The organism is Bacillus sp. F19 (assembly GCA_023823795.1).
Taxonomy (GTDB): domain Bacteria; phylum Bacillota; class Bacilli; order Bacillales; family Bacillaceae; genus Bacillus_P.
The window spans coordinates 2,100,106-2,118,228 of record CP085710.1; the positions used below are offsets into that span (position 1 = coordinate 2,100,106).

General features: G+C 40.7%; 13 protein-coding genes and 1 pseudogene. All 14 read left to right on the forward strand.

The genetic code is table 11. The features are described from left to right. Positions 1-15 precede the first annotated feature (15 nt). Positions 16-2,049 (forward strand): flagellar biosynthesis protein FlhA, encoded by a 2,034-nt coding sequence (flhA, locus tag LIT25_10680; protein USK35715.1) that lies wholly within the window; start codon positions 16-18, stop codon positions 2,047-2,049. Next, positions 2,046-3,140, forward strand: coding sequence for a flagellar biosynthesis protein FlhF (flhF, locus tag LIT25_10685; protein USK35716.1), 1,095 nt, complete (start codon positions 2,046-2,048; stop codon positions 3,138-3,140). Before flhA ends, flhF begins: the two co-directional genes overlap by 4 nt. After that, positions 3,141-3,671 (forward strand): annotated as a pseudogene (locus LIT25_10690) (FliA/WhiG family RNA polymerase sigma factor). 43 nt (positions 3,672-3,714) lie between these two features. Further along, positions 3,715-4,188, forward strand: coding sequence for a hypothetical protein (locus LIT25_10695; GenBank protein ID USK35717.1), 474 nt, complete (start codon positions 3,715-3,717; stop codon positions 4,186-4,188). A gap of 152 nt (positions 4,189-4,340) precedes the next feature. Beyond that, entirely contained in the window at positions 4,341-5,039 is a 699-nt protein-coding gene (gene rpsB, locus LIT25_10700; GenBank protein USK35718.1) for a 30S ribosomal protein S2, read from the forward strand. A 173-nt stretch (positions 5,040-5,212) separates the two neighbouring features. Next, on the forward strand, positions 5,213-6,094 hold the full coding sequence (tsf, locus tag LIT25_10705) for a translation elongation factor Ts (GenBank protein ID USK35719.1): 882 nt from the start codon (positions 5,213-5,215) through the stop codon (positions 6,092-6,094). A 148-nt stretch (positions 6,095-6,242) separates the two neighbouring features. Continuing rightward, entirely contained in the window at positions 6,243-6,965 is a 723-nt protein-coding gene (pyrH, locus tag LIT25_10710) for a UMP kinase (GenBank protein USK35720.1), read from the forward strand. A 2-nt stretch (positions 6,966-6,967) separates the two neighbouring features. Further along, positions 6,968-7,525 carry a ribosome recycling factor gene (frr, locus tag LIT25_10715; GenBank protein ID USK35721.1) on the forward strand — a complete coding sequence of 186 codons (558 nt, stop codon included), beginning with the start codon at positions 6,968-6,970 and terminating at the stop codon, positions 7,523-7,525. Positions 7,526-7,649: 124 nt separating this feature from the next. Then, the gene (locus tag LIT25_10720; GenBank protein USK35722.1) at positions 7,650-8,423 is read left to right on the forward strand and encodes an isoprenyl transferase; all 774 of its coding nucleotides are present in this window, start codon (positions 7,650-7,652) and stop codon (positions 8,421-8,423) included. Between the two features lie 15 nt (positions 8,424-8,438). After that, the gene (locus LIT25_10725) at positions 8,439-9,233 is read left to right on the forward strand and encodes a phosphatidate cytidylyltransferase (GenBank protein USK35723.1); all 795 of its coding nucleotides are present in this window, start codon (positions 8,439-8,441) and stop codon (positions 9,231-9,233) included. Positions 9,234-9,456: 223 nt separating this feature from the next. Further along, the gene (dxr, locus tag LIT25_10730) at positions 9,457-10,602 is read left to right on the forward strand and encodes a 1-deoxy-D-xylulose-5-phosphate reductoisomerase (GenBank protein ID USK35724.1); all 1,146 of its coding nucleotides are present in this window, start codon (positions 9,457-9,459) and stop codon (positions 10,600-10,602) included. Between the two features lie 15 nt (positions 10,603-10,617). After that, positions 10,618-11,880: an RIP metalloprotease RseP gene (rseP, locus tag LIT25_10735; GenBank protein ID USK35725.1), complete on the forward strand. Its 1,263-nt coding sequence runs from the start codon at positions 10,618-10,620 to the stop codon at positions 11,878-11,880. 103 nt (positions 11,881-11,983) lie between these two features. Next, on the forward strand, positions 11,984-13,687 hold the full coding sequence (locus tag LIT25_10740; GenBank protein USK35726.1) for a proline--tRNA ligase: 1,704 nt from the start codon (positions 11,984-11,986) through the stop codon (positions 13,685-13,687). A 125-nt stretch (positions 13,688-13,812) separates the two neighbouring features. Continuing rightward, positions 13,813-18,117, forward strand: a complete 4,305-nt coding sequence (locus LIT25_10745) for a PolC-type DNA polymerase III (protein ID USK35727.1) — start codon at positions 13,813-13,815, stop codon at positions 18,115-18,117. The last annotated feature ends 6 nt before the right edge of the window (positions 18,118-18,123 follow it).

Consider the following 18,123-nt stretch of genomic DNA (forward strand, 5'->3'; position numbering starts at 1 on the left):
AAAGAGAGGTAAACCATGCAAGCTCGAGATTTATCTGTTCTATTAAGTGTTATTTTGATTGTTGCAATGCTGATTATCCCATTTCCAACATGGCTCTTAAGCCTGCTGATTATGATAAATATCACCCTTGCCCTGCTCGTTCTTTTAACGTCAATGAATATGAGGGAGCCGCTTGATTTTGCTATTTTTCCCTCTTTATTGCTGCTGCTTACTCTCTTTCGTTTGGGGTTGAATGTTTCTACTACTCGTGCGATTCTCTCACATGGAGAAGCAGGCGGTGTTATTGAAACTTTTGGAACGTTTGTAGTTGGCGGAAATGTATTAGTAGGATTTGTTGTATTCCTTATCCTGATTATCATTCAGTTTGTTGTGATCACGAAGGGATCGGAAAGGGTATCTGAAGTTGCTGCAAGATTTACCCTTGATGCGATGCCGGGAAAACAGATGAGCATTGATGCAGATTTAAATGCAGGCGTAATCTCTGAGCAGCAGGCCCGCACCCGCCGTGAAAAAGTATCCAGGGAAGCAGATTTCTACGGAGCTATGGACGGAGCGAGCAAGTTTGTAAAAGGAGATGCAATTGCAGGAATTATCATCGTCATTATCAACATGATTTTCGGAATTATTATTGGAATGATGCAGCTTGGCATGGGCTTTGAAGATGCAGCAGCTCATTTTACAATGCTTACAGTTGGTGACGGTATTGTCAGTCAAATACCTGCCCTGCTTATTTCAACTGCAACCGGCATAGTTGTGACCAGGGCTGCTTCAGACGGCAATTTAGGAACAGACATTACTAGTCAATTGTTTGCCTATCCGAAAATGATGTATGTCGCAGCATCAACCATTCTCCTGCTCGGTATTTTTACTCCAATTGGTTTATTTGTTACCGTTCCAATAGCTTCAGCATTTGGTTTTGGAGGATATTTTATTTCTAAATCAAAACAAGATCAGCTGAAATTGGAAGAAGAGGTTGAAGAGGAAGTTGAGATTGATGAAATGAAAACACCTGAGAGTGTTGTTCAGCTGCTGAATGTCGATCCAATTGAATTTGAATTTGGATACGGTCTGATTCCGCTTGCTGACACGAACCAGGGCGGTGATCTGCTTGACCGGATCGTGATGATAAGGAGACAGCTGGCCATTGAACTCGGACTTGTGATTCCTGTTGTAAGAATACGCGACAATATCCAGCTTCAGCCCAACGAATACAGGCTAAAGCTGAAAGGAAATGAAGTAGCGGGAGGCGAGGTTCTTCTAGATCACTATTTGGCAATGGCCCCTGGAATTGAAGATGATTCCATTGAAGGGATTGATACGATCGAGCCTTCATTTGGGCTTCCTGCAAAATGGATCAATGAAGAAAACAAGGATGCAGCTGAAATGTTCGGCTATACGGTCGTTGATCCACCGTCGGTTGTATCTACCCATATTACAGAAACGATCAAACAATATGCTCACGAGCTGCTTGGCCGGCAGGAGACAAAACAGCTTATTGACCATTTGAAAGAATCATATCCGATTTTGGCAGAAGAGGTCACGCCATCTCCGCTCTCAATCGGCGATATTCAAAAAGTACTTGGAAAGCTATTAAAAGAAAAGGTGTCAATCCGAAATTTGCCGGTGATTTTTGAATCTTTAGCAGATTACGGAAAAATGACATCCGATACAGAATTATTAGGAGAATACGTTAGACAGGCACTTGCAAAACAAATAACGAGCCAGTATTCATCAGGCGAAACATTAAAAGTAGTGACCCTTTCTGGAAGAGTTGAAAAAGCTGTTGCAGAAGGAGTGCAGCAAACAGAGCATGGAAATTACCTGTCTATTGAACCGGATATCTCTCAAGCTATTATTGAATCAATTGCTAAAGAAATCGAACAATTAGCCCTGCAGGAGCAGTCACCGATTCTTCTTTGCTCGCCCGCAGTAAGAATGTATGTCAGACAGTTAATAGACCGTTATTTCCCTCAGCTGCCGGTGCTCTCCTATAACGAGCTCGAGGCCGATGTGGAAGTTCAAAGCGTCGGGGTGGTGAATATCGCATGAAAGTAAAGAAATATATAGCTCCAAATATGCAGGAAGCAATGAAAAAAATAAAAAACGACCTTGGTCATGATGCCGTGATATTAAACTCAAAGGTTGTTCATACCGGCGGTGTCTTCGGTCTTTTTATGAAAAAAAAGATAGAAGTGATTGCCGGACGCGATCAGGACCCGAGGATCAGAAGAAATCATTTGAAACCTGAATTGGTAAAAGCTAAGCCACAGGCAGCAAATAAGATTAATCATGAGCAATCACTGATATCAGAGGTGCTTGAGCTGAAAAACCTCGTGAAATCTTTAGGTATAAATGAAAAGCAAAAGGGACTTCCTCCACATTTGATAAAACTGAATCAATTTCTTCAAGATAAAGAAATAGGTTTAGCCAGCAGATCTGAGATACTTTCAGAATTGCCAAATGACGTGTCTTGGCAATCTCCTCCTGAATTTGATTCAGAAGTGATCAAGGTGATGGAGAAGAAGATGGATCATTTGGCGTTCGGCGGGATTTCCTGCCAAAAGAAATATATTAATGTTGTCGGGCCAACCGGAGTCGGCAAAACAACTACTCTTGCTAAGCTTGCAGCAGAAAGCATGCTTAAAAATCATAAAAAAATTGCATTCATCACAACGGATACTTACCGGATCGCGGCAATCGAACAAATTAAAACATACGCCAATATATTAAATGCACCGCTTGCAGTCTGTTATTCTATTGAAGATTTTCAAAGAGCAAAAGAAAAATTCGAGGATATGGATATGGTTTTTATTGATACGGCCGGCAGGAATTTCAGGAACAGGCAGCTTGTCAATGATTTAGAAAAGCTGATTGATTTCACGGAAGAAATGGAAACATTCTTGGTCCTGTCTGTTACATCCAAACTAAATGACATGCTTGAAATACATAATAATTTCTCATCCATTCATATCGATAAAATCATTTTTACAAAGCTTGATGAAACAAATACAAAAGGATCCATGTATGATTTTATCCTTTCTGCTAAAAAAGGTGTTGCCTACATGACGAACGGACAGAACGTTCGGGATGATATCCTGATTGCTACCGAAAAACTGACAGCTGAAGAGATTATGAGGTAAACATATGCGTCGTTTCGGATAAGAGGCGCCATTTTGGACGGACTCAGAAAAGAGGATTGGCTGCCGCGAAGCTCAAGAGAAAAAGCTAAAAAAGTTGATACAAGTATAGAGCGTCTTGAGCAAAAATATTTGCGGAACGTGCTGCCCGGCGAAGTGGCAAAGGACCTGGAAATGTCTGAGGATGAAGTGACGCACATTATGAAGGAAGGATTCTTTGCAAATGTTCTTTCTATAGACGGCCAAAACCACGATCATGATGAACAGGATCACCATTCGAAAATGGTCCTGAAAGATGAGAAATCTATATCACCCGAGGAAAAAATGGTAAAAGATGAGCTGATTCAGCAATTAAGTGAAGTCATCGTCGGCCTCTCTGAAAAAGAACAGCTTGTGGTCAGTTTATTTTATAAAGAAGAACTGACCCTTACAGAAATCGGACAAGTGATGGGGCTTTCGACCTCGCGTATTTCTCAAATTCATTCTAAAGCTTTATTTAAATTAAGAAATTTACTGAAAAAAATCATTCATTAATGAAAGCACCATACGTCTTGAAAAAAGTGAGTGAACAAATTTTATGACAGCCGTTTTAATGGTTTTCAGCATGATTCTTCATGCAGCAGGTTTTTATTTAATTGCCCTTATATATATAAGATATCAATCAGTTAAAAAGTCAGAGGGAAAACAAGCGGCTATGCTTGAAGAAGCAGAGAGGTCGCTTGCAGCTTATTTGATTGACTTAAAAGAAGAGAACGAAAAACTGATAAACGAAATAAAGATGGAAAGACTGAAAGTTATTAATATAGGTAGAAACACCTCTCACCCTAAAAAAGCAGAGTCAGAACCGGAAGATTCCGAATTTCCTGTTCATGCGATAGGTTATGAGGATTACCTGGAGCTTTCGAGCAGCAATGAAACGGTTCATCCTCAATCTGATGAGGAAAAGGTTATTTCCCTATATCAAAAAGGGTATTCTTCTGAGGAAATAGCGAAAGAATTAAAAAAAGGAATAACAGAAGTTGAGCTTTTGCTTAAATTCCGTCAAAACTAGTCGATTTTTGCTTGCTTATGATCAGTCCTTATGATATATTAATTTTTGGTGTTAATACACACGCCATAGATTTGGGCATTGGTGCTGTTTTAAACAGTTTTGCCTAAAGATGATATGTGCGGAGGAGCAAAAACCATTTAGGAGGAAATATCATGTCAGTCATTTCAATGAAGCAATTACTTGAAGCAGGTGTTCACTTCGGTCATCAAACACGCCGCTGGAACCCTAAAATGAAACGTTACATCTTCACAGAGCGTAACGGCATTTACATCATCGACCTTCAAAAAACAGTTAAAAAGGTTGAAGAAGCTTACCAATTCACGAAAGAACTTGCTGCAAACGGCGGTACAATTCTTTTCGTTGGTACAAAAAAACAAGCTCAAGATTCTGTTAAAGAAGAAGCTGAGCGTTCAGGCATGTACTTTGTTAACCAACGCTGGTTAGGCGGAACGTTAACAAACTTTGAAACAATTCAAAAGCGCATCAAACGTCTGAAAGACATTGAAAGAATGCAAGAAGACGGCACTTTCGAAGTACTTCCTAAGAAAGAGGTTGTTCAGCTTAACAAAGAGCTTGAGCGTCTTGAAAAATTCTTAGGCGGTATCAAAGACATGAAAGGTCTTCCTGATGCATTGTTCATCATTGACCCTCGCAAAGAGCGTATTGCAGTTGCTGAAGCACGTAAATTAAACATCCCGATCGTTGGTATCGTTGATACAAACTGTGATCCTGATGAAATTGATTACGTTATCCCTGCAAATGATGATGCAATCCGTGCAGTTAAGCTTTTAACTTCTAAAATTGCTGATGCAATTCTTGAAACAAAACAAGGTGAAGAAACAACTGCTTAATTAGGTAAAGCAAAGGTGATAAGAGGGGAATACCTTTTATCACCTTTTTTAAAGAGGCTTTTTCCAAACGGGAAAAGCCGCCCTTTAAATATGCTAAAGTAAACTGCATTCATTCATGAATGAAAATAATACATAACGCCGAAAACGGCCACATAATAAGGAGGAAAACTCTCATGGCAATTACTGCTCAAATGGTAAAAGAACTACGCGAAAAAACAGGTGCAGGCATGATGGACTGCAAAAAAGCATTAACAGAAACAAATGGTGACATGGAAAAAGCAATCGACTTCCTTCGTGAAAAAGGAATCGCTTCTGCATCTAAGAAAGCAGACCGCGTTGCTGCAGAAGGCTTAGCACTTGTTAAGTCTGAAGGCAACGAAGCTGTTATCCTTGAAGTAAACTCAGAAACTGACTTCGTAGCTAAAAACGAAGGCTTCAAAGAACTTCTTGATGCACTTGCTTCACACTTGCTTGCTAAAAAACCTGCAAACCTTGACGAAGCTATGACTCAAACAATGGACAACGGATCAACAGTTGCTGATTTCATTAATTCTGCAATCGCTAAAATTGGTGAAAAAATCACACTTCGCCGCTTTGAAATTGTTACAAAAACAGACAGCGACGCATTTGGTGCTTACCTGCACATGGGCGGACGCATTGCTGTATTAACTGTTCTTGAGGGTACAACTGAAGAAGAAACTGCGAAAGATGTTGCTATGCATGTTGCTGCAGTTAACCCAAAATACATCGGACGCGACGCTGTAAGCGAAGAAGAAGTTACTCGCGAGCGCGAAGTATTATCACAACAAGCTCTAAATGAAGGCAAGCCTGCTAACATCGTAGAGAAAATGGTTGAAGGCCGTCTTGGCAAATTCTTCGAAGATATTTGCCTTCTTGAACAAAGCTTCGTTAAAAACCCTGATTTAAAAGTAAAACAATTTGTGGAATCTAAAGGTGCTTCAGTGAAGAGCTTTACTCGCTACGAAGTTGGCGAAGGCATTGAAAAACGCCAGGATAATTTCGCTGAAGAAGTTATGAACCAAGTCAAAAAATAATCAAGTCTGTTCCTCTGGCTAAAGCATGACTTTAACCTGCGGCAGAAAATGAGTAAATGAAAGACAGGGAACACACATCTGTGTTCCCTCTTTTTAAAAAATCATTTACACGGTACTTAGATCTATTGGAAACGACTTGGAGGTCATTATGAGCACACCTAAATATAATCGTATTGTACTTAAATTAAGCGGTGAAGCTTTAGCTGGAAATGACAGCTTTGGCATAAAGCCTGCCGTTATTCAATCAATTGCTAAACAAGTAAAGGAAATTGCTGAACTGGATGTTGAAGTAGCTGTTGTAGTCGGCGGGGGAAACATTTGGCGCGGCAAGATCGGCAGTGAAATGGGCATGGACCGTGCAACAGCAGACTATATGGGAATGCTTGCAACTGTCATGAATTCACTTGCGCTTCAGGACAGCCTTGAAACATTCGGCATTCAGACCCGTGTTCAAACTTCAATTGAAATGCGTCAAGTAGCTGAACCCTACATAAGAAGAAAAGCAATCAGACATCTTGAGAAAAAACGGGTTGTCATCTTTGCTGCCGGTACAGGAAATCCGTATTTCTCAACTGATACAACAGCTGCATTGCGTGCTGCGGAAATTGAAGCAGATGTCATTCTAATGGCAAAAAACAATGTAGACGGAGTTTATACGGCTGATCCTAAAAAAGATTCAACGGCTGTTAAATATGAAACACTTTCCTATTTAGATGTTTTAAAAGAAGGTTTGGAAGTAATGGATTCAACTGCATCATCACTTTGTATGGATAATGATATTCCGCTTATTGTCTTCTCAGTTATGGAAGAAGGAAACATTAAACGTGCGGTATTAGGCGAAAATATCGGAACTATTGTAAGGGGGAAATAATCATGGCAAAACAAGTGCTATCACAAGCGAAAGACAAAATGGAAAAAGCAGTATCTGCATTTAATAGAGAGCTTTCTACTGTTCGTGCAGGCCGTGCGAATGCATCATTGCTTGATAAAATCGTTGTAGATTATTACGGTGCTCCAACACCAGTAAACCAATTAGCTTCTATTAATATTCCTGAAGCAAGACTGCTTGTTATACAGCCTTATGACAAAACGGTTCTGGGCGAAATCGAAAAAGCGATTTTAAAATCAGATCTTGGTTTAAACCCGACAAATGACGGATCTTTAATTCGTCTTGCTATCCCTGCACTTACTGAGGAACGCCGCAAGGAGCTTGCAAAGCTTGTGAAAAAATATGCTGAAGAAGCTAAAGTTGCTGTCCGCAATGTTCGCCGGGATGCAAATGACGACTTGAAAAAGCTCGAAAAAAATGGCGAAATCACAGAAGATGAACTGCGCAGCAACAACGACAATGTTCAAAAAGCAACAGATGATTTCATCAGTAAAATTGATGCAATTGCTAAAGACAAAGAAAAAGAAATCATGGAAGTTTAAGAAAAAACTCTGTACAATGGAATTGTGCTTAAAAGACCCTCTAATGTTTACAGGGGGTTTTTTTGTTAATACTGTTAACATCGTTGCAGTATATGAGAGCGCAGAATGGTGATGGAGGAATCACATGCTCAACATACTGAAAAAATGGAGAAATCCTGCCCGCGAGCAAATGGAATTCTCAAAAGAAGAAATTCTGAAAAGGGAAATCCCGGAACATATTGCAATCATTATGGATGGTAATGGACGCTGGGCTAAAAAAAGAGCTCTTCCCAGAATTGCCGGACATCATGAAGGCATGAAAGTTGTAAGAAAAGTAACAAAACTTTCGAATGAACTCGGAGTTAAAGCCTTAACTTTATATGCTTTTTCTACTGAGAACTGGAAAAGGCCTAAAACAGAAGTAGATTATCTGATGAAACTGCCGGAAGAATTTTTGGGCACCTTTCTTCCTGAACTTGTAGAAGAAAATGTTCAGGTGAGAATTATTGGAGAAGAGTCAAAAATTCCTGAACATACTCTTCGCGCTGTGCAAAAGGCAAAGGAAAATACTAAAAATAATAATGGTCTTATCTTAAATTTCGCCCTGAACTATGGCAGCAGAGCGGAGATGATTCATGCTGTTAAAGGAATTGTGCAAGATGCAAAAAAGGGCGACATCAGCTCTGAAGACATTAATGAGGCATTATTTTCTCAATATTTAATGACGAAAGACATGAGAGATCCTGATTTGCTCATTCGAACAAGCGGAGAAATCAGATTGAGCAATTTCATGCTTTGGCAGCTTGCTTATTCCGAATTTGTCTTTACAGACGTGCTTTGGCCGGACTTCAGCGAGGAGCATTTACTTGCGGCAATTAATGAATACCAGCATAGGGGTCGAAGATTTGGCGGTTTATAAGATGAAGGTGATTGCGTGAAACAAAGAATTATAACCGCAATAATTGCTTTGGCCGTTTTTTTGCCGGCCGTTATTTATGGTCGTGCCCCTTTTACTATTTTTATATACTTATTAGCTTCCATCGGCCTGTATGAACTGCTGAAGATGAAGCGGATTTCCATATACAGTATACCGGGGCTGCTCAGTTTATTATTGCTATGGGTTCTATTAATCCCGAGTAACTACATAAACTTATTAGATGAATACAGCATAACCAAAATCGAGTTTGCGTTGCTTTGTGTTCTGTTTTTTTTATGCTATACCGTTGTGACAAAAAACAGATTTTCCTTCGATGATGTAGGATTCACCATAATAACAACAATGTATATCGGGATCGGATTTTTTTATTTTATTGAAATGAGAAACGTTGGCCTTTATCCTATCATTTATGCTCTATTGATTATATGGGCTACAGATTCAGGAGCTTATTTCATTGGTAAATCAGCGGGCAAAAGGAAGCTGTGGCCTGAAATAAGTCCTAACAAAACGATAGAGGGGTCAATTGGAGGAATCTTCTGCGCCGTAATAATCGCGTGGATTTTTCAATATTTTACTGCCTTTGCAGACTCCTATTTAAGCATCACCCTAATCACAGTTTTGCTGTCTATTTTTGGACAAATAGGGGATTTGGCTGAATCAGCGTTAAAGCGCCATTATCAGGTAAAAGATTCAGGGCATATCCTGCCTGGGCACGGGGGAATATTGGATCGCTTTGACAGCATGATTTTTGTATTGCCGATTATGCATTTCTTGTTTTTGTTTTTTAACTAAGGCTCTTTTCGTAAACTTAGCTGCTTTCACAAGTCGGTAAAAAATCGCCTTTGGATTTTTTGCAGTTATTCATCGTATCTTAATGAACGCCGTATCTGCCTACTTGGGAAAAGAGCATGATATGGACTTGTATATGTGAACCAATAAGAATACGTAAAACAATCTATTCTAAAACAGCCTATACTGAAGAGAATGTCTGTGACAAACGAATGGGAGTGACATGGTGAAGAAGATTAGCTTATTGGGTGCAACAGGCTCAATTGGTCAGCAAACCCTGGATGTAATTAGATCACATCCCGATCAATTTCAGCTTGTTGCCATGTCTTTTGGAAGTAATCTGGAGCTTGGAAGAAAGGCTATTTCCGATTTTTCTCCCAGCCTGGCAGCTGTAAATGATATCCATGTATATTCGCAGCTGAAAGAAGAATTTCCCAACATAAATTTTACATATGGTGCTGAAGGTCTAATAGAAGCAGCTGTTATCTCAGAAGCTGAAATTGTAGTGAATGCAGTTGTCGGAAGCGTTGGCCTTTTGCCGACTTTAAAAGCAATTGAAAGCAGAAAGACAATTGCCCTTGCAAATAAAGAGACACTGGTAACTGCAGGTCATCTTGTAACAGAACACGCCAAAAAATATGGTGTAGCCCTTCTGCCTGTTGACAGTGAGCATTCTGCTATTTTTCAGTGTTTGCAGGGAGAAAATCCTAAATCACTGGAAAGACTGATTGTGACAGCATCCGGCGGAAGCTTCCGCGACAGAAAGCGCGAAGAATTAGCAGATGTTACAGTTGACGAGGCACTCAATCATCCGAATTGGTCCATGGGTGCTAAAATTACAATCGATTCTGCTACTATGATGAACAAAGGTCTTGAAGTCATTGAGGCACACTGGCTCTTTGATCTTCCGTATGAAAAGATCGAGGTGCTGCTTCATAAAGAAAGCATTATTCACTCTATGGCAGAGTTTCATGATCGAAGTGTTATTGCACAGCTCGGATCACCGGATATGAGAGTTCCTATTCAATATGCATTATCCTATCCCGAAAGACTGCCGCTTTCTTCAACTAAGCAATTAAATCTATGGGAAGTCGGCAAGCTGCATTTTGAAAAAGCGGACTTTGAGAGATACCGCTGCTTACAATTCGCCTATGATTCAGGTAAAATAGGTGGTACAATGCCAACTGTGCTGAATGCTGCAAACGAAGAAGCAGTCGGAGCATTTTTAAAAGGACAAATTGCCTTTCTTCAAATTGAAGATCTCATCGAAAAAGCTTTGGCAAAACATAGTGTGATATCAAACCCGGATTTGCATATCATTCAGGAAGTGGACAAAGAGACTAGACAATTTGTTCAAACATTATATTCATAAAGGTGGTCATGAAACGTGAATACCGTTTTAGCGTTTGTAATTATTTTTGGAGCACTCGTATTCTTTCACGAGCTGGGACATTTAGTTTTAGCAAAACGGGCAGGTATTTTATGCCGAGAATTTGCAATCGGGTTTGGACCGAAAATCTTTTCATTTATGAAAGATGAAACCGTCTATACCATCAGACTTCTTCCCCTTGGCGGATTTGTCCGCATGGCTGGTGAAGATCCAGAAATGATCGAAGTGAAGCCTGGATATAATGTAGGTTTGCTGTTTAATAAAGAAAATAAAGTTGAAAAAATCATCCTTAATAATAAGGAAAAATATCCTCGTGCAAGAGTCATTGAAGTAGAACAGGCTGACCTTGAACACAAAATGTTCATTTCAGGCTATGAACAGGGCGAAGAGGATGAAATTCTGAAAAACTTTGAAGTAAGTGAAAAATCTTTCTTCATTGTAGATGGTTCAGAGGTTCAAATTGCCCCCTATAACCGCCAGTTTGGTTCAAAAACGCTTGGACAGCGGACAGCGGCGATTATTGCAGGCCCGCTTATGAATTTTATTTTAGCGTTTGTTTTATTATTTTCTCTTGGGTTTATTCAAGGAGCTCCGATTGATGAACCGATTTTAGGGAAGCTGACGCCGGATGGCTCTGCTGTAGAGTCGGGACTTAAAGAAGGCGATGAAATTACATCCATTGAAGGAAAAGTGATGTCTTCTTGGAAACAAGTCGTTTCAGTTATTCAGGCAAATCCAGAGCAAGAATTGACTTTTGCCATTAACCGAGGCGGTCAAAACCTTGAAGTGGAAGTGGTTCCGGAAGCAAGTAAAGTTGGGGAAGAAACAATCGGCAGAATAGGTGCTTACAATCCTGTTGAAAAATCTTTCGTCGGTTCATTGGAATATGGAGTAACGGAAACGTTCAATTGGACAAAGGAAATAGTGCTCGGTCTTGGCAAATTGGTCACTGGGCAGTTTTCGATCGACATGCTTTCAGGTCCGGTAGGAATTTATGACATGACAGATCAAGTCGCACAAACAGGCATCCTCAACTTAATGAGCTGGGCTGCCATTTTGAGCATCAACTTAGGAATTGTCAATCTGCTTCCGATTCCGGCACTGGATGGAGGAAGGCTATTATTCTTCCTGGTCGAAGCGCTGAGAGGCAAACCGATAGACCGCCAAAAAGAAGGGGTCGTTCATTTTATCGGATTTGCTTTATTGATGCTGTTAATGCTTGTTGTCACATGGAATGATATTCAAAGATTCTTTTTATAAGGCTTTGCTATGAATGAGAGGGCGCTGTCATTCTTTTAGGACCGTCGTCTCGTTTGGTTAAACCCGACTTTTAGAATGTAAAAATAGATAGAGGTGCTTGAAGATGAAACAGAGTATGACATTTATTCCTACTTTAAGAGAAGTGCCTGCAGATGCTGACATAAAAAGCCATCAGCTTTTATTGCGTGCAGGCTATATGCGGCAAAATGCAAGCGGGATATACAGTTATTTGCCGCTTGCTTCCATTGTGCTTAAAAAAATTGAGCAAATTGTGCGAGAAGAAATGAATCGTGCGGGATCATCCGAGCTATTAATGCCAGCTTTGCAGCAGGCAGAGCTTTGGCAGGAGTCTGGCAGATGGTATACGTACGGTCCTGAGCTTATGCGAATGAAAGACCGTCACAGCCGTGAATTCGCCCTTGGCGCAACGCATGAAGAAGTCATTACTTCTCTTGTGAGAGACGAAGTAAAATCGTATAAAAGACTGCCTTTGAATCTATTTCAAATTCAATCTAAATTCAGAGATGAGAAACGTCCGCGTTTTGGTCTGCTTCGCGGCCGTGAATTTATTATGAAAGACGCTTACTCTTTTCACGCTTCTTTTGAAAGTCTTGATGAAGTGTACGAAAAAATGTTCCAGGCATACAGCAATATTTTCACACGCTGCGGATTAAATTACCGTGCAGTAATTGCGGATTCCGGTGCAATGGGCGGGAAAGATACACATGAATTCATGGTTCTTTCTGAAGTAGGAGAAGATACGATTGCTTACTCAGATACTTCTCAATATGCGGCAAATATTGAAATGGCACCTGTCATTAATCATTATGAAAAAAGCGGTGAAGAAGCTAAGAGTCTTGAAAAGGTAGAAACGCCTGATCAAAAAACAATTGAAGAAGTTGCATCTTTCTTGAATACAGCTAAAGAGCAATTAATTAAGTCTCTTCTTTTCAAAGTGGATGAGAAATTCGTATTAGTTTTAGTGCGCGGTGATCATGAGGTTAATGACATTAAAATTAAAAACTTATACGGAGCTTCAATTGTAGAGCTTGCCACGGCTGAAGAGACAAATCAGGCATTCGGCGTAATGCCGGGCTATGTAGGTCCAGTTGCCGTCAGCTCAGAAGTAGAAATTATTGCAGATATGGCAGTTCAGGCGATTGTAAATGGCGTGTGCGGCGCTAACGAAGAGAACTTTCATTACACAGGCGTGAATATTGAACGTGATGCTAAAGTCTCTCAATTTACGGATTTAAGATTTATTGAAGAAGGAGACTTATCTCCAGATGGACAAGGTGTCATTCAATTTGCAAAAGGTATTGAAGTCGGCCACGTATTTAAACTTGGCACACGCTACAGTGAAGCTATGAATGCAACATTCCTTGATGAAAATGGAAGAGCTCAGCCGATGATTATGGGCTGCTACGGTATTGGGGTATCAAGAACACTTGCAGCAATCGTTGAACAATTCAACGATGAAAAAGGAATTATATGGCCAGCAGCTGTTGCTCCGTTCCAGGTTCACCTAATTAGCGCAAATGCCAAAAATGATGTACAGGCTGAATTAAGTGATAAATTATATGCAGATCTTATAGAAGCTGGATTTGAAGTCCTTTACGATGACCGCAATGAACGTGCAGGAGTGAAATTTGCAGATTCAGATCTTATCGGCATTCCGGTAAGAGTCGTTGTCGGGAAACAGGCGGCGGACGGAATTGTTGAGATTAAGGTCCGTAAAACAGGTGAAGGAATGGATGTTTCTTTGTCAGATCTAACTGGGACCATTTCCAATTTATTATCCAATTAAAAAAGCATGAAGCACTGTTTTATTCATGTTATGATAAGTAAGTGAATAACACATTTAAAGGTACCTCGCAAAGAGCGAGGTACCTTCAATTATGAGGATCGATATTGTAAGAGGGGACGGTTAGAATGGACGAACTTTCGAAGGCTCAAAAAGAGCGATTTCAGCTTCTGCTGCAGCAAATCGATTTAACAGACGACGCTATTTTTAATCATTTCATAAATGGCGCGATCACAAAATTAACGGTCCACAAGCAGTCAAAGAAGTGGGACTTTCAATTTTCATTTGACCGGATCCTTCCTTTTGAAGTGTACCGGATTTTTTATGCGAAATTAACAAAAGCGTTTTCCCATATAGCTGATGTATCATTTAAAATCTCCGTTAATGATCAAACATTTGATGAGAAATTAATTGCAGACTATTGGTCGGTTTGTGTGCAGGAAATGCAGGGGATCTCTCCTCCAATGCTCTCATTGTTAAACGAACAAATTCCTGAAGTGCAGGGACTAAAGCTGATTGTAAAAACGAGAAATGAAACAGAAGCGATGGCCATCAAGAAAAAATACACATCGGTTCTTCAGGATAGCTTTGCACAATATGGCTTTCCGCTCATTCAGCTGGATACAACTGTGAATATTTCAAAAGAAGAAATTCAAAAGTTCCAGGAACAAAAAAAGCTAGAAGATCAAGAGAAAATGATGCTTGCCATTACAGAAATGGATAAGAAAGATCAAGATCAGCAGGAGGCGCCTCAAGGTCCGCTGATGATCGGCTATGCCATTAAGAATGACGAGGAAATCAAACAGATCAATACAATTGAAGATGAGGAACGCCGTATAACCATTCAAGGTTATGTATTCGATGCTGAAACAAGAGAGCTTCGCAGCGGAAGAACGCTAAGCACATTTAAAGTTACGGACTACACAAATTCCATATTAGTAAAAATGTTTGCACGTGATAAAGAAGATGCAGTTCTCTTGCAAACACTGAAAAAAGGAATGTGGGTCAAAGTCCGGGGCAGCATTCAAAATGATACATTTGTAAGAGACTTAGTCATGATTGCAAATGACATTAATGAAATCAAGCCTGAAATTCGCCAGGATACGTCTGATGAAAAAAGAATAGAGCTTCATTTGCATACTCCGATGAGCCAGATGGATGCTGTTTCATCTGTCAGTTCTTTAGTCGGACAAGCGAGTAAATGGGGACATCCGGCTGTTGCAATAACAGATCACGCTGTTGCCCAGTCGTTTCCTGAAGCGTATTCTGCTGGCAAGAAAAATGGCATCAAAGTATTATACGGGGTTGAAATTAACTTGGTTGATGACGGAGTCCCGATTGCTTATAACGAACAGGACCGCTTCTTGCCTGAAGCAACATATGTCGTATTTGATGTTGAGACAACCGGCTTATCAGCTGTATACGATACGATTATCGAGCTTGCGGCCGTGAAAATCAGAAACGGCGAAATCATTGACCGGTTTGAATCGTTTGCAAATCCTCATCATCGTTTATCAGCGACAACAATAGAATTAACCGGCATTACAGATGATATGGTAGCAACAGCCCCAAATGTAGACGAAGTGCTGCGCAGATTTAAAGAGTGGGCAGGCGACGACATTTTAGTAGCGCATAATGCAAGCTTTGATATGGGCTTCTTAAACGTTGGATATAAACAGCTGCTTGGTGCGGGTAAAGCAGCCAACCCTGTCATCGATACTCTTGAACTCGGAAGATTTTTATATCCTGAGCTGAAAAGCCACAGGTTAAATACACTTGCTAAAAAGTTTGATATTGAGCTGACTCAGCATCACCGCGCTATTTTTGACGCAGAAGCAACAGGATATCTCCTGCTCAGAATGCTGAAGGATGCTGCACAAAAAGGAATTGAGAACCATAACCAGCTTAACGATAATATGGGGCAGGGCAACGCCTATCAGAGGGCGCGTCCTTATCATGCCATCCTGCTTGCTCAAAATGAAATTGGCTTAAAAAACTTATTTAAACTTGTTTCACTTTCTCATATTGACTATTTCTATCGTGTTGCACGCGTCCCAAGGTCTCAGCTTATCAAGCATCGAGAAGGCATTCTCGTGGGGTCAGCATGTGACCGCGGGGAAGTGTTTGAAGGGATGATGCAAAAGTCTCCTGAGGAAGTTGAAGATCTTGCAGCTTTCTATGATTACATTGAAGTGCAGCCACCTGAAGTATACCGCCATTTAATTCAAATGGAGTATATCAAGGACGAAATGGCACTGAAAGAAATCATCACGAACCTTGTGAATCTAGGAGAGAAGCTTGAAAAACCGGTAGTTGCAACTGGAAATGTTCACTATCTTCAGCCTGAGGATAAAATTTACCGCAAGATTCTAGTAAACTCTCAGGGCGGTGCGAATCCGCTGAACCGCCACGAGCTGCCAAACGTTCACTTCAGGCCCACGAATGAAATGCTCGATTGCTTTAGTTTCCTCGGGAAAGAGAAAGCCCGTAAAATTGTCATTGACAATACGCATCGTGTATCAGAATTAATAGATGAAATTAAGCCAATCAAAGACGACCTTTATACACCTAAGATCGACGGGGCAGACGATGAAATCCGTGAAATGAGCTACAGTATGGCGAGAAGCATTTATGGCGATCATCTTCCGGAAATTGTCGAAGCAAGACTTGAGAAGGAACTGAAAAGTATTATCGGCCACGGCTTTGCCGTTATCTATCTGATTTCGCACAAGCTTGTTAAAAAATCCCTGGACGATGGATATCTTGTTGGTTCAAGGGGTTCTGTCGGTTCATCCTTGGTTGCAACGATGACCGAGATAACAGAGGTTAATCCGCTGCCGCCGCATTATGTTTGCCCTGACTGCAAGCATTCTGAATTCTTTAATGATGGATCAGTAGGTTCCGGGTTTGATTTGCCGAATAAAGAATGTCCGGAATGCGGGGCAAAATATCATAAAGATGGACATGATATCCCATTTGAAACGTTCCTTGGATTTAAAGGAGACAAAGTACCTGATATCGATTTGAACTTTTCGGGAGAATATCAGCCGAGAGCACATAATTACACAAAAGATCTTTTTGGTGAAGATAATGTGTTCCGTGCCGGAACCATCGGTACAGTCGCAGAGAAAACGGCATACGGATATGTGAAAGGCTACGCAGGCGACAATAACTTAATGCTCAGAAATGCAGAAGTCGACCGTCTTGTTCAAGGCTGTACAGGCGTAAAAAGAAATACCGGACAGCATCCGGGAGGAATCATCGTTGTACCCGATTATATGGATATTTATGATTTTTCGCCGATTCAATTTCCGGCCGATGCTACAGGTTCTGAATGGAAAACAACTCACTTTGATTTCCACTCTATTCATGATAATTTGCTGAAGCTTGATATTCTTGGCCACGACGATCCAACAGTAATCAGGATGCTTCAGGATTTAAGCGGAATTGATCCGAAAACGATCCCGACTGATGATAAAGAAGTCATGAAAATCTTCAGCGGAACAGAATCACTTGGCGTATCAGAAGAGCAGATTATGTGTAAAACCGGAACACTTGGAATTCCCGAGTTCGGTACCCGCTTTGTCCGTCAAATGCTTGAAGACACAAAGCCGACTACTTTCTCTGAGCTCGTGCAAATCTCGGGACTTTCCCACGGTACGGACGTATGGCTTGGGAATGCCCAGGAATTAATTCATGATAATACTTGTACGCTGAGCGAGGTGATCGGTTGCCGTGATGATATTATGGTTTATTTAATCTATCAGGGACTTGAACCTTCATTTGCTTTTAAAATTATGGAGTCTGTTCGTAAGGGTAAGGGGCTTACACCTGAGATGGTGGAAGAAATGAAAAAGAACGAGGTTCCTGACTGGTACATCAGCTCGTGCCTCAAAATAAAGTACATGTTCCCGAAAGCACATGCTGCAGCATACGTATTGATGGCTGTCCGTATTGCTTATTTTAAAGTGCATCATGCCCTGCTTTATTATTCTGCCTATTTCACTGTACGCGCAGATGATTTTGACATCGAAACGATGGTAAAAGGGTCTGAACCAATTAAAGCCAAGATTGTAGAGATCAATCAAAAAGGACTTGAGGCATCTCCAAAAGAAAAGAGCTTGCTGACTGTTCTTGAACTTGCCCTTGAAATGTGCGAGCGCGGGTATTCTTTTCAAAAAGTAGATTTATACAGATCAAGCGCGACAGACTTCCTGATTGACGGGAACTCTTTAATTCCGCCTTTCAATTCCATTCCAGGGCTTGGAACCAATGCTGCAATCAATATCGTGAAGGCAAGACAGGACGGAGAATTCCTGTCTAAAGAAGACCTTCAGCAGCGCGGGAAGGTGTCAAAGACAATTATTGAATATCTGGATAAGCAAGGCTGTCTCGAGTCACTTCCTGATCAAAATCAGTTATCACTGTTTTAATTTTTT

Coding starts and splice junctions, on each gene's coding strand:
- flhA (USK35715.1), top strand. CDS start 16: ATGCAAGCTCGAGATTTATCTGTTCTATTAAGTGTTATTTTGATTGTT.
- LIT25_10745 (USK35727.1), top strand. CDS start 13,813: ATGGACGAACTTTCGAAGGCTCAAAAAGAGCGATTTCAGCTTCTGCTG.
- LIT25_10695 (USK35717.1), top strand. CDS start 3,715: ATGACAGCCGTTTTAATGGTTTTCAGCATGATTCTTCATGCAGCAGGT.
- flhF (USK35716.1), top strand. CDS start 2,046: ATGAAAGTAAAGAAATATATAGCTCCAAATATGCAGGAAGCAATGAAA.
- frr (USK35721.1), top strand. CDS start 6,968: ATGGCAAAACAAGTGCTATCACAAGCGAAAGACAAAATGGAAAAAGCA.
- rpsB (USK35718.1), top strand. CDS start 4,341: ATGTCAGTCATTTCAATGAAGCAATTACTTGAAGCAGGTGTTCACTTC.
- LIT25_10720 (USK35722.1), top strand. CDS start 7,650: ATGCTCAACATACTGAAAAAATGGAGAAATCCTGCCCGCGAGCAAATG.
- pyrH (USK35720.1), top strand. CDS start 6,243: ATGAGCACACCTAAATATAATCGTATTGTACTTAAATTAAGCGGTGAA.
- tsf (USK35719.1), top strand. CDS start 5,213: ATGGCAATTACTGCTCAAATGGTAAAAGAACTACGCGAAAAAACAGGT.
- LIT25_10740 (USK35726.1), top strand. CDS start 11,984: ATGAAACAGAGTATGACATTTATTCCTACTTTAAGAGAAGTGCCTGCA.